Raw genomic sequence first — 20,126 nt, forward strand, 5'->3', positions numbered from 1 at the left:
GACAAGCCGATGACCAGCACAAGAAGCGCTTCACTGTTTGCCCTGGCCCTGCTGGCTCCGGCTCTCATCTATATCCTGATCATCGTGGCCTATCCGCTGTTCGACACAGTGGTGCTGTCCTTCACCAATGCGTCGCTCCGCCCCACTTCGGACTGGGTTGGCTGGGCCAATTACGAGCGCATCTTCGGCGCTGGCAATTTCACCGAAGTCATCATCCGTACCTTCATCTGGACCTTCTTTTCGGTTGCCGCCAAGATGATCATCGGCACGCTGGGCGCCACCCTGCTCAATGCCGCCATTCCCGGTCAGGCCATCTTCCGCATCCTGATCATGCCGCCCTGGATCGTTCCCATGGCCATCGGCATCTTCATGTGGGGCTGGATGTATAACGGCCAGTTCGGCATGATCTCGGGCCTGCTGCAGAACTTCGGTATCATCGACAAGCCCTGGCCGATCCTCGCCTATGGCGACAGCGCCTTCTGGGCCACCATCGTCACCGATGTGTGGATCGGCATTCCCATGGTCACCATCTACATGCTGGCCGCCATGCAATCGATCCCCAAGGATCTCTATGAGGCTGCCTGGACCGATGGTGCCGGGCGTGGCTATCGCTTCCGCCGCATCACCCTGCCGCTGCTGGTGCCTGCCCTGCTGACCATGAGCCTGCTCAGCATGATCGCCACCTTCAACTCGTTCGACATCATCTGGATCCTGACCCAGGGCGGTCCTTCGGGCACCACCACCACCATGATCATCGACACCTACAAGACCGCCATGGGCAGCCGCAAATACGGCGAAGGCGCTGCGCGCGCCGTGGTGATCTGCATCTTCGTGTCGCTGTTCTGCATCGTCTATTTCCGCGCCGTCCGGAAGCTCGCGCAGGGAGAAGCCAAATGAGTGACGTCGCCCGCACCACCGAAGTCGCTGCAGTCGACAGCAAGGCGCTGGTCAAGCCGAAGCCGCGCCGCGCCCGCTCCACCAAGCCGATGATCGACCGCTACAAATGGTATGAAACGGCGCTGATGTATATGGGCATGGCGGTGTTCCTGTTCTTCATCCTGGCGCCTTTCATCGAAGGCTTCCTGGTGTCGCTTAAGCCCCTCGCGCTGCTGTTCTCCACGCCCTACAGCTTCCTGCCCAAGAACGGGTCGTTCGATGCCTATTTCAGCATGTGGGAATCGGTCCCCATGCTGGGCATGCACATCTTCAATTCCTTCTTCATCTCCAGCGTCGTCACGCTGATCGTGGTGGTCATTGTGGTGCCGGCCTCCTACGCCTTTGCCCGTTTCCAGTTTACCGGCTCCAGCCTGATGCTGGGCGGCTTTCTGGCGGTCAACATGTTCTCGGGCGCCGTGCTGCTGATCCCGCTGTTCCGCCTGATGCGCCAGCTGGGCCTGCTCAATACCTACTGGGCCATGATCGTGCCGGGCGCCGCCTTCCTGATCCCCAGCTCCATCTGGCTGCTGCGCACCTACATGATGCGCATTCCCAAGGAGTTGGATGAGGCCGCATGGGTCGATGGCGCATCCCGTCTCTACACGCTGCGCCGGGTCATTCTGCCTCTGGCCATGCCGGGCATCGTGGTGGTCGCCATCATGACCTTTATCGGTGCCTATGCGCAGCAGTTCATCTTCGCCCTGACCTTCAACTCCAAGACAGAATTCATGCCCCTGCCGGTTGGCCTCTTCGCCTTCTTCGGCAAGCAGGAAGTGATCTGGAACGAGTTGATGGCAGCCAGTTTCATCGGAATCCTGCCGGTCATGATCGTCATCGTGTTCCTGCAGCGCTACCTGGTTGCCGGCCTCACCGCCGGTGCCATCAAGCAGTAAGACCACCAAGGGAATCGAGATCGGGGTCTAGCGATCCCGGTTGAGGGAAGTCGCCTCTCGGGGCGCACACAAAAGGGAGACTACAAAGTGAAAAAGACTATCGCACTGACCGCGGTATCGTTGCTGGCTGTCGCCGTTGCAACACCCGCTGCCTTCGCCCAGGACAAGGAAATCAGCTTCATCAACTGTGGTGACGAGCTGACCGCTGGTTACGCCGAATACTTCGCCGAATGGGAAGCTGCCAACCCAGGTTACAAGGTCGCTCCCGAGATCGTCGGTTGGGGCCAGTGCCAGGACAAGGTGACCACCTTGGCCGCTGCTGGCACGCCCGTTTCGCTGGCCTATGTTGGCTCGCGTACCCTCAAGCAGTTTGCGCTCAACGACCTCATCGTGCCCGTGCCGATGACCGATGAAGAAAAAGCCGGCTACTACAACTACGTGCCCGACACCGTCACCTTTGACGGCACTCAGTGGGGCGTGCCGGTTGCCTTCTCGACCAAGGCCCTGTTCTGGAACAAGGACCTGTTCGAAGCCGCAGGCCTCGATCCTGAAGTTGCGCCCAAGACCTGGGAAGAAAAGATCGCTTTCGCCAAGCAGATTTCGGAAAACACCGACGCTGCCGGCTATGGCGTTGTCGCCAAGACCTTCGACAACACCATGCACCAGTTCTTGCACTGGGTTTACACCAATGACGGCCAGATCATCGACGCCGATGGCAATATTGTTGCCGACAGCCCACAGGTCCTGGCGGCCCTGACCGCTCTGCATGACATCACTGCCTATGCAGAAGAAGGTCCGACCGCTTACGAGCAGAACGAAGTCCGTGCCATCTGGCTCGACGGTGGCGTTGCCATGATCGAAGCCAGCGTTGGTGCCGCTCTGCGCGGTGAAGAAGCCGGCATGAACTGGGGCGTGGCGCCACTGCCACTGGGTCCCGATGCCAAGGGTCCCGGCACGCTGCTGATCACTGACTCGCTGGCCGTGTTCAAGGGTACCGGGGTTGAAGAGCAGGCCATCAGCCTGGCCAAGTTCATCACTGCGCCTGAGCGTCAGTGGGATGCTGAAATGGCCCAGGGCCTGACCCCACTGCGCCCACTGCAGCCACAGACCGACGCACTGGTCGCCGAAAAGCCCTACTGGAAGCCATTCCTGGACGGCATCGAATTCGGTGGTCCTGAGCCTCTGTTCACCGACTATGTCGGCCTGCAGAACACCATGATCGAAATGGTTCAGTCCGTTGTGACTGACGCTGCCACGCCAGAAGAAGCCCTCACCAAGGCTGCTGGCGAACTCGAGCAGTACAAGTAAGGTCCTCCGACCTGGCCGCCGTCCCTGCACCGGGGCGGCGGCACCTTCTTTCCCATCGCCTGCCCGCGGACCAGTCCGCCGACCGGAGACGACCCATGTCGCAGCTCAGCCTCAAACGCCTCGAAAAGTCCTTCAACGAAGCCCGCATCATCAAGGGCATCGATCTGGAGGTATCCGAAGGTGAATTCGTGGTCTTTGTCGGCCCGTCCGGCTGTGGCAAGTCCACACTGCTCCGCATGATTGCCGGTCTTGAGGACGTCAGCGAAGGCGAGATCGAAATCAGCGGCAAGGTGGTCAATGATCTGCCACCCGTGCAGCGCGGCATCGCCATGGTGTTCCAGAGCTACGCGCTCTACCCGCACATGACCGTATACGAAAACATCGCTTTCCCCCTGCGCGTGGAAAAGCTGCCCAATGCTGAAGTCGCGGCGCGCGTTGACGCTGCCGCCAAGGTGCTGCAGCTGGAATCGCGCCTGCAGCATCGCCCCGGCCAGCTTTCGGGTGGCCAGCGCCAGCGCGTTGCCATTGGCCGCGCCATTGTGCGCCAGCCCAAGATCTTCCTGTTCGACGAACCCCTGTCCAATCTCGACGCCGCCCTGCGCTCCGAAATGCGCATCGAGCTGATGGAGCTGCACAAGCGCCTGGGCTCCACCATGGTCTATGTCACCCATGATCAGGTCGAAGCCATGACCATGGCCGACAAGATCGTGGTGCTTGATGCCGGGCAGATTTCCCAGGTCGGCTCGCCGCTCGAGCTGTATCACAAGCCCGACAATCTCTTTGTTGCCGGCTTCATCGGCAGCCCCAAGATGAACTTCATCTCCGGCACGGTCAGCAAGGCCGATGGCACCACCGCGACCATCGATCTGGGCGCGCTCGGCACGCTGGATCTGCCGCGCACCGCAACCGCCATTGCCGGCCAGACGGTGACTGTGGGTATCCGTCCAGAGCATCTTCAGCTGGGCACGGGTGACTTCACCCTCTCGATCACGCCCAATATCGTCGAGCAGCTCGGCATCCATACCGTGAGCTATTCGACGCTCCCCGCTGGCGAGAACTTCATCGCCCTGTTCGAGGGCGATCCGCAGATTCCCGAAGGCGCGCCATCTCAAATCAGTTTCGCGCGCAGCCAGGTGCACCTGTTTGATCAGGCGGGTCTGGCGGTCTACTGAACGGCACATCACGCGCCGGGGAGGTGACCATGCTCGATATTGTTGGACTGCTGCAGACCGAAAAGAACGAATTCACTCGTTCCGAGCGTGCCCTGACCGAAATCGTGCTGGCCGACGTTGATAGCGTTCTCAAGCTCTCCATCGTTGATCTGGCCGCCCAGGCCGATGTGTCCCCCCCCACCGTCACCCGCTTCTGTCGTCGGCTGGGCTGCGACAGCTATGCCGATTTCAAGGTGCGGCTGGCGCAGTCGCGGTTTGTCGGACAGCGCTACTTCGCGCCTGCCGCCGGGCCTTCAAGCGTGCATGAGATCGCTCAGGGCGTCGTCAATGGCATCCAGTCCATCATCTACGAAACCTTCGATCACCTCGACTTTGCTGCCGTCGAGCGCGCCGCCGAAAGCCTGGTCAATTCCAGCTACATCCTCTCCTTCGGCTCGGGTGGTGCCTCTTCCATGATGGCTGGTGAGTTCGAGGCCCGCATGTTTCGCCTCGGTCTCAAGATCGCCTCGACCGATGATCACCAGCTCCAGATGATGCGCGCCGCTGCCGCACCCGCCGGCACTGTCATCGTGGCCTTCTCGCTGTCAGGCAATAACGCCCAGCTGGCCAAGACCCTCACCGTGGCCGGTGAATACGGGCTGACGCGCATCGTCATCACCCGTTCCGCCTCCATGGTCTCGGCGCAGTCCGATATCCTGCTGCCCATCAACTGGCACGAGAACACCGATATTCTGCGCCCCACACCGGGTCGCTATGCCTTCCTCGCGACCATCGACGTACTGGCCCAGACCGTGGCGACCCGACTGGGGCCATCCGCTGTTGCCAGCATGCGCCGCATCAAGCACCAGCTCGTCGTCAATCGCGATGGCGATGACGCCCAACCCCTCGGGGATTGATGATGGCAGGCGCACCAAATCCCCCCGTGCCCGGCGCGACACCTCCCCCTTGATGGGGGAGGCTGGCAGGGGTGTGTCGCCCGTCCAGTTTCCCCCATTGCCAGCCCTGCCCGGAATGGGGAGGGCGCCGCCCTCATGTGCGGCAAATCTCAATTCCTCCACTTCCCCAGGATGACTTCCATGCCCATCGCACTTTCGCTTGCCACCACCTGGACCCCAGCTACCGAGACCGAAGGACTGGCCTATGGGCTTGAGCTCACCAATCATGGTGACGCGCCCATTTCCGGTTTCACCATGGGCTTTTCAGGCCCCGCTCGCATCGACCCCACAGCGACGCTGGAAAACGGCAAGCTGCTCAAGCGCCTCTCCAACTACACACTGATCGCGCCACCTGATGGCTTTGCTTTGGCGCCGGGTGAGACCTGGCGTGCGGTGGCCCGGGGCCTGTCCTATGGCCTGCGCCACTGGAGCGATGGCGCCAATGCTGCCTATGTCGAACTGGCCGATGGCACCATCGTCAATCTCGACACCGCCCCCACCCAGGGCAAGGGGCACAATTCGCCGCTGCTTAAGGGCGCTGCCAAATTCCCTGTGCCCGCCAAGGCACCGGTCGCCGTCTCGATCATCCCCTGGCCCAAATCGGTTGCCACCACGGGCGCCCGTATCGCGCCACAGGGTTTTGACCTGCAGCCGCAGGGCGATGATGCGGGCCAGGCCGCAGCTGCCTTCGCTGGGCTGGTCGACGATCTCTTCCCCGTTGAAGGTCTGGTGCGGCCAGCGGCCGAAGCGGGCATGCCCGTATCCATCACGCACAAAGCGGGCCTGGGCGCCGAAGCCTATGAGATCACCTTTGATGAAGCTGCCGCCAACGTATCGGCAACCACACGTCAGGGCATGCTCTATGGTCTGATCACGCTGGGGCAGATCCTGCGCGGCGCCAGACAGCACCCACAAACCTTCGTCTTCCCCACCGGTGGCACCATCGCCGACGAACCCGGCTTTGCCTATCGCGGCTGCCATCTCGATGTGGCGCGCCAGTTCTATTCGGCCGCTGAAGTCAGCCAGCTCATCAAGCTGATGGCCTGGAACAAGCTCAACAAGTTTCACTGGCACCTGTCCGAAGACGAAGCTTGGCGCATCGAGATCGAGGCATTCCCCGAGCTGACCGAGATCGGCGCCTGGCGCGGTCACGGCAAGGCCCTGCCGCCGCTGCTTGGCTCTGGTCCACAGCCCACCGGTGGCTACTATTCCAAGAACGTCGCCCGTCAGATCGTTGCGCTGGCCGATAGCCTGGCCATCGCCGTCATCCCTGAAATCGACATTCCCGGCCACTCCTATGCCACGCTGCAATCGCTGCCGCAGCTGCGCGATCCGGCCGAGCAGGGTGAGTATCAGTCAGTGCAGGGTTTTCCCAATAATAGCCTGAACCCGGCCTATGAGCCGGTCTATAAATTCGTCGAGACCGTGGTCGATGAAATCCTTGAGCTGTTCCCGGCGGGCATCTTCCACCTCGGGGCTGACGAAGTGCCGCTGGCCGCCTGGTCGGGCTCGCCGCTGGCCCTGGACATGATCGAAAAGCTCGGCGGTCCCGAAATGCGCGCCAAGCATGAGCGCCAGTTCAACAAGCTCAGCGAGTATCACGGCGCCGACGAAATCGAGGGCTCGCCCACCGCGCTCATTCAGGCCGCCTTCGTCCGCCGCGTGCACGAATACATCGCGTCAAAGGGCGCGATTACCGGCGGCTGGGAAGAGGCCGCCCATGGCAATGCGGTCGACCCCGACAAGAGCTTCGTCATCGGTTGGCGCAATGTCGAGATCAACGCGGCGCTGGCCGAAAAGGGCTTCAACATCGTGGTCTCGCCCGGCCAGCGCTACTATCTCGATATGGCCAATGGCGTCGACTGGGCCGAGCCCGGTGCCGGCTGGGCCGGCTGGTCTGGTCCACAGGAAACCTATGAGTTCGAAGCGCGTGCCGGCTTCTCCGAACAGGGGCTCGAAAAGCTCATGGGCGTGCAGGCCTGTATCTGGAGCGAATCCATGACCGACCGCGCCATCTTTGATCGTCTGGTCTTCCCCCGTCTTTCGGCCATTGCCGAGGCCGGCTGGACCGCGCCCGATCGCAAGAGCTGGGATCGCTTCAAATCCCTGGTCGGCCTGATGCCCATCATGTACGGCCACTGGTCTGCCTAATAAGACCAGACGGTTCTACGCACTCCATGTCATCCCGGCGAAAGCCGGGATGCATCTTGAGATTGGGCTGGTCACGCGATGGCAATTGCACGCGTCAGCGCGTCGACGCTAACAGTGTGTGAGCGCCAGAGCCTCGCCTGTCACGCGTAAATGCTTAGGCCCAGGGGTTCTCAACCATGGGCCAGATATCGCGCCGCGCCTTGCGATAGGGCGTGGTTGCCGGGGTGTTTGGATAGGGTTTTCCGGCCGCGCAATAAACGATTTCCGAGGCGATCCTGGAGAAGGAATCGTAGAAGTGATTGGTCGACTTGATCAGCAGGATCTTGCGTGATGTCGGATCGATCCCCATCGCGGAAAACAGTGACGGATCAAAGCTTTGCGCGCGGGTAGAGTTCAGGATCACATCAATCCCGGCAAAGCTGATCCACGCCGCGTCACCAAAGGGCGCATAGCTCTCGCCGAACCGCATTTCGGCATCCCGCACCAGCCGGTTCACCCGCACGAACTGGTCTATCGGACTGCCGGTATGTGGCGCTGATTTGGCACCGAAACGCAGTGGAATTTCAGCACCTTCGCCCGCTGCCATGCAGATTTGCACCGCAATCGGGTCCCAGATCGTGCCCACCGCAACGTCACTTATCCCCCGCGCAATCAGCTCTGCTAGAATGACCGTTGCATCGCCCGCCGTGCCGCCACCGGGATTGTCCCACATATCGGCAATCACCACAGGCCCGCGCGGCGCAGCCACGGCCGCATCGACGGCGGCATGCTCATCCACCTGCGCCACCATGAAGGTCCCGCGCAGGGCAAACAACTCGCGCCCCAGCGTCTCGGCGAGGGCGTCGCCCTTGGCCGCATTGTCGTTGGTAATGGCGATGATCTTGGTGCCCAGTTCGGGCACGTCACCCGCCATGAAGCCATGGATAACCGATAGCGACAGCACATCGGGTTCCGATTGCTCCAGCGCATAGAGCTTGTTCACAAAGCCCCGCATCGGCTCCTTGGAGGTCGGGAATACATCGATCATCCGGCAATCGAACACGCTCATCACCGGCTTGATCTCGCCCTTGAGCGCCCGCACCGCGATGGCCCACAGATCCCGCGCCCGATCGACGAAATCGATATGAGGGAATTCCTTGAACACCACGAAGAAGTTGGCCGCATTCACCCGCTTGGCCGTCAGATGGCTATGCGGATCAAGCTCGGCACAGACCAGCACATCCGGCCCGACAATGGCCCGCACGCGTGCCAGCAGATCCCCTTCAGGGTCGTCATAGCCTTGCGCCACCATCGCGCCATGCAGCCCCAGCACCACGCCGTCAACCGGCATAGCCGCCTGCAATTGCGCAAGAATTTCGTCGCGCAGTTCTTCATAGGTTGCCCGCGCCACCAGACCGGCAGGATCGGCCCAGCTGGCGCTGCCCTCGATCAGGGTCCAGCCCAGATCGGCGCATACCGCACGCCCCACCGTGATCGGCGCCGTACACAATGTCGGCGTCGCCGGATGCTCGCCCGCCTTGGCATAAAGCGAGGCTTCAAACGCCCGCTTGTCGATGGCGATAGGAGAAAACGTATTGGTTTCAGTGGCCAGGGCGGCGGTGAAGACGCGCACGTGGAAACTCGCAATAATGAAAATCGATGGGCTTGGCCTTGAGGTGCCCTTCAAGCAGGTTAGCACAGGCCATGGGGTGCAATCACGTAAGAAATTTACATTTTTGTCCGCAATTAGTCGATGAAACCGTGCTTTAGGCTCGCTATGCTGCCCTCTAGCGAAATTGCCTTTCAGAAAATCATCCAGGAGACCCGCTATGTCGATCAAACGCTATGGTGCTGAAAAATCCGGTGCCGGTGGCCAGAACCTGCCCTTCGCCCGCGCTGTCGAAGCCGATGGCTGGCTCTACGTTTCCGGCCAGGTGGCCATGAAGGATGGCGAGATCGTGCGCGGTGGCATTGTCGAAGAAACCCACCTCACCATCAAGAACGTCATCGCCATTCTCGAAGAGGCTGGCTACGGTCTTGAAGATGTGGTGCGCTGCGGCGTCTGGCTTGATGACCCGCGCGATTTCTGGAGCTTCAATGGCGTCTACAAAAGCTATTTCGGCGAGCACCCGCCCGCCCGTGCCTGCGTGCAGAGCCACATGATGGTGGACTGCAAGGTCGAGATCGATTGCGTCGCCTACAAGGCCAAAAAGTAGCATGAGCCCATCTCCATTCCGCCTTGATGGCAAGACCGTACTGATCAGCGGCGCCGGTGGTGGCATCGGCCAGTCACTGGTCGCCGCCTTCCGTGCAGCCGGCGCCTCTGTCGTCGGGGCGGATCGGGATGCCGCCATGCTCCAAGACCGCGAACTGAGCGCCCGGCTCTTGTTCGATCAGGCCGATGCCAAGGCGACGCGCGCCGCCGTGATGGACTATCTGGCAACCCATGGCGCGCCCGATGCGGTGATCTCCAATGCCGGCTTCACCCGGGCTGAGCATCTCGATCAACTCGATGATGATGTCTGGGCCGCCGAACTGGCAATCAACCTCAATGGCGCCTATGCCATGACCGACCCTATCGTGTCTGCCATGGCCGCGCGGGGCAGCGGCAGTCTGGTGTTCATCTCCTCGGTCAATGCGCTGGGTCACTACGGCAATCCGGCCTATTCGGCCGCCAAGGCCGGGCTGATCGCCTATGCCAGGGCGATCGCGGTCGAACGGGGCGGGCAGGGCGTCCGCGCCAATGTCATCTGCCCCGGTTCGGTCCGTACTCCGGCCTGGGATCATCGGCTGGAGGCGGACCCCACCCTGCTCGATAATGTGCTGCCGCATTATCCACTGGGACGCATGGTTCTGCCGGTCGAAGTCGCCAATGCCGCGGTGTTCTATTCCAGCGTCGCCGCTTCGGGTATCACCGGCACGGTGCTGCCTGTCGACGCTGGCCTGACCGCCGGCAATCTCCGTTTCGTCGATGAAGTCCTGAGGGGCAAATGAGCAAGATTTCCGACCTTGATACCCCCGCCGTTCTGATTGATCTCGACCGCGTCGAGGCCAATCTCAAGCGCGCACAGGATTATGCCGACAGCCACGGGCTCAAGCTGCGGCCGCACATCAAGACCCACAAGCTCCCAAGGTTCGCCCGGCTGGCGATGGATCTGGGTGCGGTGGGTATTACTGTCCAGAAACTGGGTGAAGCCGAGGTGATGGCCGATAGTGGCATCACCGAAATCTTCCTGCCCTACAACATTCTCGGGTCGGCCAAACTGGCCCGCCTCAAGGCGCTGCATGAGCGCGTGCATATCACCGTCACCGCCGATAGCGCGCAGACTGTCGCTGGTCTCTCGGCCACCTTTGCCGATGCGGCCGAGCCTCTCACCGTGCTGGTGGAATGCGATACCGGCATGGGCCGCTGCGGCGTGCAAAGTCCCGAGGCAGCGCTGGCGCTGGCGCAGACGATTGCAGCGTCCCCCGGACTGGTTTTCGGCGGGTTGATGACCTATCCCGCTGCCGGTCAGGTTGAGGCCAATCAGGCCTTTTTGTCCGCCGCACAGGACGCCCTGATTGCAGCCGATCTGGCACCAACTATCATTTCCAACGGCGGTACACCCGATCTCTGGCGCGCCCACGAGGTGACCGCCGCCACCGAGCATCGCCCCGGCACCTATATCTATATGGACCGGTTCCAGGTTTCCAAAGACGTTGGCGGTTTCGACGATTGCGCCCTGACGGTTCTGGCCACCATCGTCAGTCGCCCCACCGACGATCGCGCCATTATCGACGCCGGCTCCAAGGCGCTGACCAGCGATACACTGGGCATGGATGGCTTTGGTCTGATCGAGGAATACCCCGAGGCCCGGATTGTCGGGCTAAGCGAAGAGCACGGTACGATTGATCTGTCGGCCTGTACCGACAAGCCACAGTTCGGCGACACCGTCCGCATCATCCCCAACCACGCCTGCGTGGTCAGCAATCTGTTCGATCATGTGACGCTGATTTCGGGCGATGACGTCGTCGAGACGGTCGCGGTTGGCGCGCGAGGGCGAGTAGGCTGAGGAGGTAAGCGCCACCTGTGTGGCGTGACCCCTCCCCCTTGACGGGGGAGGCCGGGAGGAGGTGGAGCAAAGCGCGCCGATGACTGCAGTTGACCAAACCTTCTTCGACCGTCCCGTCGCCACCGTCGCCGCCGAACTGATCGGCGTTACCCTGCTGGTAAACGGCGTTGGCGGTCCTATCGTGGAGGTGGAGGCCTATGACGGCGCCGACCCCGCATCACACAGCTTTAACGGGCCGACACCGCGCAATGCCGCCATGTTTGGTCCGCCCGGCCACGCCTATGTCTACAAGATATACGGCATTCACTGGTGCCTGAATTTCGTTTGCCAGCCCGGCAGCGCCATTCTGATCCGGGCGCTGGAGCCAGCCCATGGGGTTGAGCGCATGCAGGCGCGCCGAGGTCAGCTTACGCCGCGTCAGCTCTGCTCGGGACCCGGCAAGATATGTCAGGCGCTGGGGATTGATGCGGCTCAGAACACCCTGCCGCTCGACGCGCCGCCCTTTGCGCTGATCCCCCGCGAACAGGCCCATGATATCGCCGCCGGACCCCGCATCGGCATTACCAAGGCGATCGATACACCCTGGCGTTTCGTGCGGCGCGGCTCGCCCTTTTTGAGCAAGCCGTTACGTTGATCGGGGAACTTTTTGCCCGGATCTGAATTTTTCCAGCACGAGACCAGCGCGCGTCAATCGGACATGGCGGCACAGGGAACGGGGTGGTTTTTCCGATTTCCCGCCCCGGCCAACGAAGCGGCAGCCGAGCCCTTATCCCGCCCGCGCTGGTCTCACCTCAAACTCGGGAGCCAGGCATGCCACAGGGTGATAAATCCGCTTACACCGACAAGCAGAAGCGCAAGGCCGAGCACATCGAGGATAGCTACGAGGAGCAGGGCGTCGGCAAGGACGAGGCGGAACGCCGCGCTTGGGCGACCGTCAACAAGCAGGATGGCGGGGGTAACAAATCGGGTTCGGGCCGCGACGACTAACCGGTCGCTCGCTTGTGCGGTGGATACCACCCACACGTGACCCCTGACGCCTTGCGGCGCACCCACCCCTGTGATTCAAGAGCCGGGTGAGCACACTAGAATCGGCCTTTGCATTGTTCGAGGCGGAGCGCACGGCGACGCCGCGCGACCCGCTCGCGGTTCTGCGCGAAGTTTTCGGCCATAAGAGCTTTCGTGGCCTGCAGCACGATGTCGTCAGTCATGTGGTGACCGGCGGCGACGCGGTGGTGCTGTTCCCCACCGGTGCTGGCAAGTCCATGTGCTACCAGATCCCGGCCATCTGCCGCCCGGGTGTCGGCATTGTCATCTCACCCCTGATTGCCCTGATGCGCGATCAGGTCGAAGCGCTCAAGCAGGCTGGTGTTGCCGCCGCTGCCCTCAATTCATCGCTGAGCGCTGACGAATCCGCTGAAGTGCGCGGGCAATTGCGGCGCGGCGAACTCGATCTGCTCTATGTGGCGCCCGAACGCGTGGCGACGCCCGGCTTTGCCAACATGCTGTCGGGCATTGATATAGCCCTGTTCGCCATCGATGAAGCCCATTGCGTGAGCCAGTGGGGGCATGATTTCCGGCCCGAATATCGTGAGCTGACCAAGCTCACCGAGCTGTTCCCCGGCGTGCCGCGCATTGCACTGACCGCGACGGCTGATCCGACAACGCGCGAAGACATCATTGAGCGTCTAGGGCTGGAAAGCGCTGAGGTCTTCACCACCAGCTTTGACCGGCCCAACATCTCCTATTCCATCGTTGAGCGCGACAAGGCCCGCGACCAGCTGCTCAGTTTCCTGGCGGCGCACAAGGGCAGCTCGGGCATTGTCTATTGCCTCAGCCGTGCCAAAGTCGAGGACACGGCAGACTGGCTGTCGCGCAAGGGTATTCCGGCGCTGCCCTATCATGCCGGGCTCAGCGCCGAGATGCGCAACACCAATCAGGACGCCTTCCTTAAGGAAGAAAATATCTGCATCGTGGCCACTGTGGCCTTTGGTATGGGTATCGACAAGCCCGACGTGCGCTACGTCGCCCATATGGACCTGCCCGCCTCCATCGAAGCCTATTATCAGGAAACCGGCCGAGCCGGTCGCGATGGCCAGCCATCAGATGCCTGGATGAGCTATGGCATGGCCGATGTGGTGCAGCGCCGCCGCATGATCGATGAGGGCAATGCCCCCGATGAGGTCAAGCGCCTCGAACACGGTAAGCTCAACGCCCTGCTCGGCGTTTGCGAAACGGCCGAATGTCGTCGCAAGGCGATCCTGAGCCATTTTGGCGAGGCCTATCCCGGCAATTGCGGCAATTGCGATACCTGCCGTTCGCCCGTGGAAACCTGGGATGGCACCGAGGCAGCCATCAAGGCGCTGGCCGCCATTTACCGCACCGGCATGCGCTTTGGCGCCGCGCACGTCATTGATGTGCTGATGGGCAAATCCACCGAAAAGGTCGAACGCTTCGGCCATCAGAATCAGGCCGTATTCGGTCAGGGGTCCGATCTCGACGCGCGCACCTGGCAATCGGTCATCCGGCAGCTGACGGCCTCGGGCCTCATCGTTGTCGATCACGCGGCCCATGGCGCGCTAACCCTAGGCGAGGGCGCCCGGGCGGTGTTCAGGCATGAGCGCAGCGTAATCCTGCGCAAGGACAGGCCCAAGAAAGCTACCGAGGTGCGTCGCCAACTGGCCAATGCCGTGGAACTTCCTGAACCCGCCATGAGCGTATTCAACGCCCTGCGCGAGGAGCGTCTGCGCATCGCCAAGGATCAGGGCGTGCCGCCCTATGTGATTTTCCACGATGCTACGCTGCGCGCCATGGCACTGGCCATGCCCGGCCATCCCCACGACATGCTCAACCTGCCCGGTGTCGGTCAGGCCAAGCTCGACCGCTATGGCGATGCCTTCCTGGCCGTTTTGGCACTGCAGAACTGAGCCATTGTCCATGACTGACCAGCATGTCGCCCGCCCCCGTTTCGCTGTCATCGACATTGCCCGGGGCATGGCCATCATCGCCATGGTGGCATACCATTTCTGCTGGGATCTCAGCTTCTTCCGCTTCATCGCGCCAGATGTCGGCCGCGACCCCGAATGGGTGGTCATTGCCCGTTCGATCCTCGCGGTGTTTCTGGCACTGGTCGGGGTAGGGCTGGTGCTCGGTCATGGCAGCGGCATTCGGTGGCACAGCTTTTGGCGACGCTGGGCCTTCGTGGTGCTGGGCGGGCTGGCCATAACCATTGGCACCTGGCTCGTCTTCCCCGATGGCTTCGTCTATTTCGGCGTGCTGCATGCCATCGCGCTGTTCAGCCTGCTGGGTCTGGCATTTGTGCGCGCGCCGCTCTGGCTGGTCATCGGGGTGGCCGTGGCGGTGATCGCTTTGCCATTCCTCTATGCAGACGCGTTGTTCAACGCCAAACCGTACTCGTGGATCGGTTTCTGGCAGGTGCCACCACCCACCAACGATCTGGTGCCGCTCTTCCCATGGTTTGGGGTCGTACTGGTCGGCATCATTGCTGCGCGCATTGTGCTGGCCTCCTCGTTGGCCACAAAACTCGCGGCCATCAGGCCACAGGGACGCCTGGCCAATACCCTGGCGTTCATGGGGCGCTGGAGTCTGCTGATCTATCTGCTGCATCAGCCCATCCTGCTGGCGCTCGTCGCGCCTGCAGCCGGCCTGCTGCAACCCGAGATCGCCATGCGGCAGAACGATTTTCTCGCTGCCTGCCAGTCGACCTGCATGGCGGGCGGCACCACGGCCCCGCTCTGCACCACCTATTGCCAGTGCGGGCTCGAAGGGGTGGAGCAGAACGATCTTTGGAATGCGGTGTTTACCGGCATGGTGACGGCCCAGGAACAGACCATCCTGGACGCCAGCAATCGCCAGTGTTCGGCCCTGATCTATCCCGAGCTCAATGCTACCCAATAACGTCCTGACGGGCACTAGAACGTTGCGATTTGCGTTTTTTGCTCAGATTCTATCTTGAATGGTAGGCGGAATGGGCATTCAATACGCACGCGAGTTGATTTGTCCGAGCCCCGGTGACGGTTGCCGCCCGGCTCGTTCGGACCCCACACAATTTTGAAGTCTGGATACTTCCTTGACCACCCACACGGCTGGCCGCGACCATTCACGCGGCGTTGCACGGGCACATTTGGCCGCCGCACATGCAGGCAAAGGCCGTCGTCCTCTGGTTCGAATTGCGCTGTTTTCCCTGCGTCATCCCTTTCAGGCATCGCTGGCGATTGGCGCGACCATTGTCGCCTCGGTACTGCAATTGATGATCCCGCGTCTGCTGGGGCAGGCGGTTGATCAGGCGCAGAACATCCTGACCGTAGCGGCCGATGATGCGCAGGCCGCCCTGATGTGGACCGCCATGACCCTGCTGGGCGTCTCGGTTGCCCGCGGCGCCTTCACCCTGTTGCAGAACTATTTCTCTGAATCAGTGGGCCATCATGTTGGCTATGAACTGCGCCTGGCCTTTTACGACAAGGTGCAAAAGCTCTCCTATTCCTATCATGACAAGGTCCATACCGGTGATCTGATCACCATGGGGCTGCTCGACCTGGACGGCGTGCGCATGTTCTTTGCCACCGGTCTGGTCCGCACCATCCTGCTCTCGGTACTGATCGGAGTGGGCGCCTATATGCTGCTGAGCACCGACCTGATGCTGGGCCTGTTGGCGCTGAGTTTTGTGCCCTTCGTGGCGTGGCGCTCTTCGGTGGCCCAGCTTACCCTGCGCACCACCTGGATCGCGCTGCAGAAAAAGCTCAGTGGACTGACCCGGGTGATGGAAGAAAACCTGGGGGGCATTCGCGTGGTCCGCGCGTTCTCGGCGCAGGATTTCGAACTCGACAAGTTTGAAGCCGCATCGCGCGAGGCGCTTGAGTTGTCTCACCAGCGCGTCAATGTCCGTGTGCGCAATACCAGCGCCATGACCTTTTCCTTCTTTGCCGCAATGGGATTGGTGCTCTGGTTCGGTGGCAACAAGGTGATCGACGGTGAGATCAGCGTCGGAACGCTGGCGACCTTTCTGACCTTCATGACCATTCTGCAGATGCCGGTGCGCCAGCTGGGCATGATGGTCAATTCCTATGCCCGTGCCTCAATCTGTGGGGAGCGCCTGTTCGGCTTTATCGATGAGCCTCTGGCCATTGATGACGCGCCGGGCGCCACCGACCTCACCATCGACAAGGGCACGCTGCGCTTCAACGACGTCCGCTTCACCTATCCCGGCGCCACCCATGCAACGCTTGATGGCGTCAGCTTTGAAGCCAGGGCCGGCCAGACGGTCGGTATTGTTGGCGCGCCGGGCAGTGGCAAGTCGACGCTGGCGCATCTGATCCCGCGCTTTTATGACATCGATGGCGGCTCCATCACCATTGATGGTCAGGATGTCAGTCAGGTTACGCTGCAGTCGCTGCGCCGCGCCGTGGCCGTCGTGCAGCAGGATACCTTCCTGTTCACCACCACCATCGAGAACAACATCGCCTACGGTGATCCCTGGTCCAAGGAGACCAAGATCGAAAAGGCCGCCGAAAGCGCCCAGCTGCACAACTACATCATGGGTCTGCCCGCCGGTTACGACACCGTGGTGGGCGAGCGCGGCGTCTCGCTTTCCGGTGGGCAGCGCCAGCGCCTGTCGATTGCCCGCAGCCTTGTGCTCAAGCCAGCAGTGATGGTGTTCGATGATTCCACCGCGGCCATTGATGCGGGCACCGAACACCGTATTCGCAGCGCCATCCGCCGTTACGCCAAGGACCGGGTGACGCTGGTCATCTCCCATCGCCTCAGCTCGCTGCTGCATGCCGACACCATTCTGTTCCTCGAGAACGGCAAGATTGTCGAACAGGGCACGCATGACGAACTTCTGGCATTGGGAGGGCGCTATCGCGCGCTCTATGACCTGCAAACCCGCCCCACCGACGATATCGAACTCGGGAGCGCAGCCCAATGAGCGCTATTGATCAAGACGAACGCGAAACCGCATCCTTCCCCGGTCAGCGTCCCCCCCGTGCCAGCGTCGGCAGCCACCGCATTGAAGAAGAGATTTTCGGCAAGGCCTATGACCCCAAAACGGTGCGCCGTATCTGGGCCTTTGTGCGCCCCTACAGGCTGCGCATCTATCTGGCCGTGGCAGCGGTGCTGGTGTTTACCACCACCCAGCTGGCGATCCCCCTGATCATCGGGCGCGCCATCGATAGCGGCATGACCCAGGGCGGCAACGCCACCAATCTGCTGTGGGCCATCGGCGCCTTTGCCATCGCCGTCCTGTTCAATTTTGGCGCGTCCTTCGTTCAGGAAACCGAAGTTGGCAAGGTTGCTGAAAACGTGCTGTTCGACATGCGCCGCGCCATGTTTGCACAACTCCAGCGTGTCTCGCTCAGCTTTATGGACAAGACTGAAGTCGGCCGCCTGATGAGCCGATTGCAGGGCGATGTGAACTCCATGCAGGAGTTTTTGGAAACCTCGGTGATCTCGGTCGGCGACATGGTGCTGCTGGTCGGTATCGTGGTGGTGCTGCTCAGCCTCGATTTTCGTCTGGGCCTGCTGACCCTGTCCACTATGCCCATCCTGTTTGTGGTGCGCATCTTCTGGTTGCCCCGCGCCAAGCGTGCCTTCTGGGCGGCGCATGAAACCAATTCGATCACCGCCGGCGCCATGGCCGAGGGGATCAATGGCGTGCGCACGGTGCAGAATCTGGACCGTCAGAAGGTCAATTTCGACCTGTTCGATGACAAGGCCTACGCCAATTTGCGCACCCAGCTGACCGGCTCACGCTTTGCCCAGGTCATGGTGCCCATCGTCGACAGTCTCACCGGTTCAGCCATGGCCATCGTTGTGGTGGTGGGCGGCTCGCTGGTGCTCAATGGCGGACTCGAAGTCGGCGTCATCGTCGCCTTCCTGTTCTATGTGCAGCGCTTCTTTGATCCGATCCGCTCGCTGACCATGCAGTATTCCATCATGCAGCGGGCAATGACCTCGGGCCGGCGCATCACCGAAGTGCTCGATATTCCAGCCTCCATCAACGACAAGCCCGGCGCGATCGAGTTGACCCGCGACATGGATGGCTCGGTCGAGTTCCGCAATGTCGACTTCGCCTATGATGCTGATCGTCCGGTGCTCAAGAAGGTCAGCTTCAAGGTCAAGCCGGGCGAGACCGTCGCGCTGGTCGGCCCCACCGGATCGGGCAAGACCAGTGCCATGGCACTGGTGCATCGCTTCTACGAAGTGCAGTCGGGCGCCGTGCTGGTTGGCGGGCACGACGTCCGCGACATCACCCAGGAATCGCTGGGTCAACAGGTTGCCATGGTGCTCCAGGAGGCCTTCCTGTTCACCGGCAGCGTGTTCGAGAACATTCGCTACAATAAAAGTACGGCTACTCTTGAAGACGTCATTGACGCGGCCAAGGCCGTGGGAGCGCATGAGTTCATCGTCCGCCTGCCCGAAGGCTATGACACAGTGCTCGAACAGCGCGGCTCCAACCTCTCGCAAGGCCAGCGGCAATTGCTCAGTTTTGCACGGGCGCTGGTGGCCGACGCCAAGATACTGGTGCTCGACGAAGCCACTGCCAATATCGACAGCTATACCGAGCGACAGATTCAGAAGGCGCTGTTGACCCTGCTTGAGGGTCGCACCGGCATGGTCATTGCCCACCGGCTGGCCACCATTCGTGGCGCCGATCGGATCATCGTGCTGCAGAATGGCGAACTGATCGAAACCGGCAATCATGACGAACTGATGGAACTCGGCGGGCTCTACGCCAAGCTCTACAACATGAACTATTCCAGCTTTGACGACATTCCCGATGAACTGGTGAGCCAGGGCAACGCGAAGGCCGCCTCAACCTGAGGCGGTCTGGCTGGCCAGCGCTTCCCGGCGCGTATTCGGCATCCCCTCATGCCGCATTGGTTCTTGGCGCATGCCACCGGCGCAGTCATGACTAGCCTCAGCTTTGAGGGAAAACGGGCATGACGATCTTGATCACTGCGGTGCTGCTGCTGGCAGTGTTTGCCACGTCAACACTCTCGGGCGTCTTCGGCATGGCCGGCGGCCTCGTACTTCTGGGCATTCTGCTGACAATTCTGCCCGTGGGCACTGCAATAGCGGTTCAGGGCGCCATCCAGATTGTCGCCAATGGTTCTCGGGCTTTTCTGTCCCGCGCCTTCATCGACTGGAAAATCCTCGGCACCATCTGCCTGGGGCTGCTGGTGGCGGGCATCATCCTGTTCATCGTGCGTTACACGCCCGATCTGGCCACCGTCTGCATCACCATCGGTCTGCTGCCCGTTCTGGTCTGGATCCCCAAGCACTGGCTGGCGCTTGATGCCAGCAAGCCAGCGCACGCATTTTTCTGTGGCCTGCTCGGCGGTGGGCTGAACCTGACGGTCGGCGTGTCCGGCCCCACCGTCGATATCTTCTTCATCCGTACCGAGATGGATCGCCGCAAGGTTATTGCCACCAAGGCGGCCACCCAGGTCGTGTCCCATGCCGCCAAGGTTGTGTTCTACTGGAATGCCACCCAGGTCCTGACCCCGCTTGAATGGGGCGCCATTGCGCTGGCCGCGCCCTTCGCCATTGCTGGCACCAGTGCAGGACACTGGATCCTGCAGCGGCTGACCGACGCCAATTTCCGCGCCTGGACGCGACTGATCGTGACCGCGATAGGGATTTTCTATCTGCTGCGCGGCATTTCCTTGCTGATCTGACGCT

The 20,126-nt window shown here is 61.6% G+C and carries 16 protein-coding genes and 1 pseudogene; 16 read left to right on the forward strand and 1 reads right to left on the reverse strand.

What is annotated here, in order from left to right:
• Nucleotides 1-9: 9 nt before the first annotated feature.
• From KD146_RS14345 to KD146_RS14370, 6 genes are all read left to right on the forward strand, one after another.
• Nucleotides 10-897 carry a carbohydrate ABC transporter permease gene (locus KD146_RS14345; protein WP_212659504.1) on the forward strand — a complete coding sequence of 296 codons (888 nt, stop codon included), beginning with the start codon at nucleotides 10-12 and terminating at the stop codon, nucleotides 895-897.
• 89 nt (nucleotides 898-986) lie between these two features.
• Entirely contained in the window at nucleotides 987-1,829 is an 843-nt protein-coding gene (locus KD146_RS14350; RefSeq protein ID WP_212659648.1) for a carbohydrate ABC transporter permease, read from the forward strand.
• Nucleotides 1,830-1,916: 87 nt separating this feature from the next.
• Nucleotides 1,917-3,137: an ABC transporter substrate-binding protein gene (locus tag KD146_RS14355; RefSeq protein WP_427857108.1), complete on the forward strand. Its 1,221-nt coding sequence runs from the start codon at nucleotides 1,917-1,919 to the stop codon at nucleotides 3,135-3,137.
• 95 nt (nucleotides 3,138-3,232) lie between these two features.
• On the forward strand, nucleotides 3,233-4,309 hold the full coding sequence (locus KD146_RS14360; protein ID WP_212659505.1) for an ABC transporter ATP-binding protein: 1,077 nt from the start codon (nucleotides 3,233-3,235) through the stop codon (nucleotides 4,307-4,309).
• Nucleotides 4,310-4,338: 29 nt separating this feature from the next.
• Nucleotides 4,339-5,205, forward strand: a complete 867-nt coding sequence (locus KD146_RS14365; protein ID WP_212659506.1) for a MurR/RpiR family transcriptional regulator — start codon at nucleotides 4,339-4,341, stop codon at nucleotides 5,203-5,205.
• A 171-nt stretch (nucleotides 5,206-5,376) separates the two neighbouring features.
• Nucleotides 5,377-7,395: a beta-N-acetylhexosaminidase gene (locus KD146_RS14370; RefSeq protein ID WP_212659650.1), complete on the forward strand. Its 2,019-nt coding sequence runs from the start codon at nucleotides 5,377-5,379 to the stop codon at nucleotides 7,393-7,395.
• 154 nt (nucleotides 7,396-7,549) lie between these two features.
• Here the strand turns inward: KD146_RS14370 and KD146_RS14375 are convergent, their stop codons facing one another.
• Nucleotides 7,550-9,007: a M81 family metallopeptidase gene (locus KD146_RS14375; protein ID WP_212659507.1), complete on the reverse strand. Its 1,458-nt coding sequence runs from the start codon at nucleotides 9,005-9,007 to the stop codon at nucleotides 7,550-7,552.
• A gap of 196 nt (nucleotides 9,008-9,203) precedes the next feature.
• Between KD146_RS14375 and KD146_RS14380 the strand changes: the two genes are divergently transcribed.
• The 10 genes and pseudogenes from KD146_RS14380 to KD146_RS14425 all read left to right on the forward strand — a co-directional run bounded on the left by KD146_RS14380 (nucleotide 9,204) and on the right by KD146_RS14425 (nucleotide 20,122).
• The gene (locus KD146_RS14380) at nucleotides 9,204-9,590 is read left to right on the forward strand and encodes a RidA family protein (RefSeq protein ID WP_212659508.1); all 387 of its coding nucleotides are present in this window, start codon (nucleotides 9,204-9,206) and stop codon (nucleotides 9,588-9,590) included.
• A 1-nt stretch (nucleotide 9,591) separates the two neighbouring features.
• Nucleotides 9,592-10,368, forward strand: a complete 777-nt coding sequence (locus tag KD146_RS14385; protein WP_212659509.1) for an SDR family oxidoreductase — start codon at nucleotides 9,592-9,594, stop codon at nucleotides 10,366-10,368.
• Nucleotides 10,365-11,426 (forward strand): D-TA family PLP-dependent enzyme, encoded by a 1,062-nt coding sequence (locus KD146_RS14390; protein WP_212659510.1) that lies wholly within the window; start codon nucleotides 10,365-10,367, stop codon nucleotides 11,424-11,426. The genes KD146_RS14385 and KD146_RS14390 overlap by 4 nt, the downstream gene beginning before the upstream one ends.
• Nucleotides 11,427-11,505: 79 nt before the next feature.
• Nucleotides 11,506-12,060, forward strand: a complete 555-nt coding sequence (locus KD146_RS14395; RefSeq protein WP_212659511.1) for a DNA-3-methyladenine glycosylase — start codon at nucleotides 11,506-11,508, stop codon at nucleotides 12,058-12,060.
• A gap of 176 nt (nucleotides 12,061-12,236) precedes the next feature.
• Nucleotides 12,237-12,404 (forward strand): annotated as a pseudogene (locus tag KD146_RS14400) (plasmid stabilization protein); the annotation flags it as partial.
• Between the two features lie 95 nt (nucleotides 12,405-12,499).
• Nucleotides 12,500-14,350, forward strand: a complete 1,851-nt coding sequence (gene recQ, locus KD146_RS14405) for a DNA helicase RecQ (RefSeq protein WP_212659512.1) — start codon at nucleotides 12,500-12,502, stop codon at nucleotides 14,348-14,350.
• 10 nt (nucleotides 14,351-14,360) lie between these two features.
• On the forward strand, nucleotides 14,361-15,341 hold the full coding sequence (locus KD146_RS14410; RefSeq protein ID WP_212659513.1) for an acetyltransferase domain-containing protein: 981 nt from the start codon (nucleotides 14,361-14,363) through the stop codon (nucleotides 15,339-15,341).
• A gap of 172 nt (nucleotides 15,342-15,513) precedes the next feature.
• On the forward strand, nucleotides 15,514-17,370 hold the full coding sequence (locus tag KD146_RS14415; RefSeq protein WP_427857109.1) for an ABC transporter ATP-binding protein: 1,857 nt from the start codon (nucleotides 15,514-15,516) through the stop codon (nucleotides 17,368-17,370).
• A complete protein-coding gene (locus KD146_RS14420) occupies nucleotides 17,367-19,265 on the forward strand; it encodes an ABC transporter ATP-binding protein (RefSeq protein WP_212659514.1) in 1,899 nt (632 codons plus the stop codon). Before KD146_RS14415 ends, KD146_RS14420 begins: the two co-directional genes overlap by 4 nt.
• A 119-nt stretch (nucleotides 19,266-19,384) precedes the next feature.
• Nucleotides 19,385-20,122 (forward strand): TSUP family transporter, encoded by a 738-nt coding sequence (locus KD146_RS14425; protein WP_212659515.1) that lies wholly within the window; start codon nucleotides 19,385-19,387, stop codon nucleotides 20,120-20,122.
• The last annotated feature ends 4 nt before the right edge of the window (nucleotides 20,123-20,126 follow it).

Origin of the sequence: Devosia litorisediminis, assembly GCF_018334155.1 — a bacterium.
Taxonomy (GTDB): Bacteria; Pseudomonadota; Alphaproteobacteria; order Rhizobiales; family Devosiaceae; genus Devosia; species Devosia litorisediminis.

Excerpts from the sequence above, each read along its gene's own strand:
- KD146_RS14345 (WP_212659504.1), top strand. The coding sequence starts at position 10 with ATGACCAGCACAAGAAGCGCTTCACTGTTTGCCCTGGCCCTGCTGGCT.
- KD146_RS14350 (WP_212659648.1), top strand. The coding sequence starts at position 987 with ATGATCGACCGCTACAAATGGTATGAAACGGCGCTGATGTATATGGGC.
- KD146_RS14360 (WP_212659505.1), top strand. The coding sequence starts at position 3,233 with ATGTCGCAGCTCAGCCTCAAACGCCTCGAAAAGTCCTTCAACGAAGCC.
- KD146_RS14365 (WP_212659506.1), top strand. The coding sequence starts at position 4,339 with ATGCTCGATATTGTTGGACTGCTGCAGACCGAAAAGAACGAATTCACT.
- KD146_RS14370 (WP_212659650.1), top strand. The coding sequence starts at position 5,377 with ATGACTTCCATGCCCATCGCACTTTCGCTTGCCACCACCTGGACCCCA.
- KD146_RS14380 (WP_212659508.1), top strand. The coding sequence starts at position 9,204 with ATGTCGATCAAACGCTATGGTGCTGAAAAATCCGGTGCCGGTGGCCAG.
- KD146_RS14385 (WP_212659509.1), top strand. The coding sequence starts at position 9,592 with ATGAGCCCATCTCCATTCCGCCTTGATGGCAAGACCGTACTGATCAGC.
- KD146_RS14390 (WP_212659510.1), top strand. The coding sequence starts at position 10,365 with ATGAGCAAGATTTCCGACCTTGATACCCCCGCCGTTCTGATTGATCTC.
- KD146_RS14395 (WP_212659511.1), top strand. The coding sequence starts at position 11,506 with ATGACTGCAGTTGACCAAACCTTCTTCGACCGTCCCGTCGCCACCGTC.
- KD146_RS14410 (WP_212659513.1), top strand. The coding sequence starts at position 14,361 with ATGACTGACCAGCATGTCGCCCGCCCCCGTTTCGCTGTCATCGACATT.
- KD146_RS14420 (WP_212659514.1), top strand. The coding sequence starts at position 17,367 with ATGAGCGCTATTGATCAAGACGAACGCGAAACCGCATCCTTCCCCGGT.
- KD146_RS14425 (WP_212659515.1), top strand. The coding sequence starts at position 19,385 with ATGACGATCTTGATCACTGCGGTGCTGCTGCTGGCAGTGTTTGCCACG.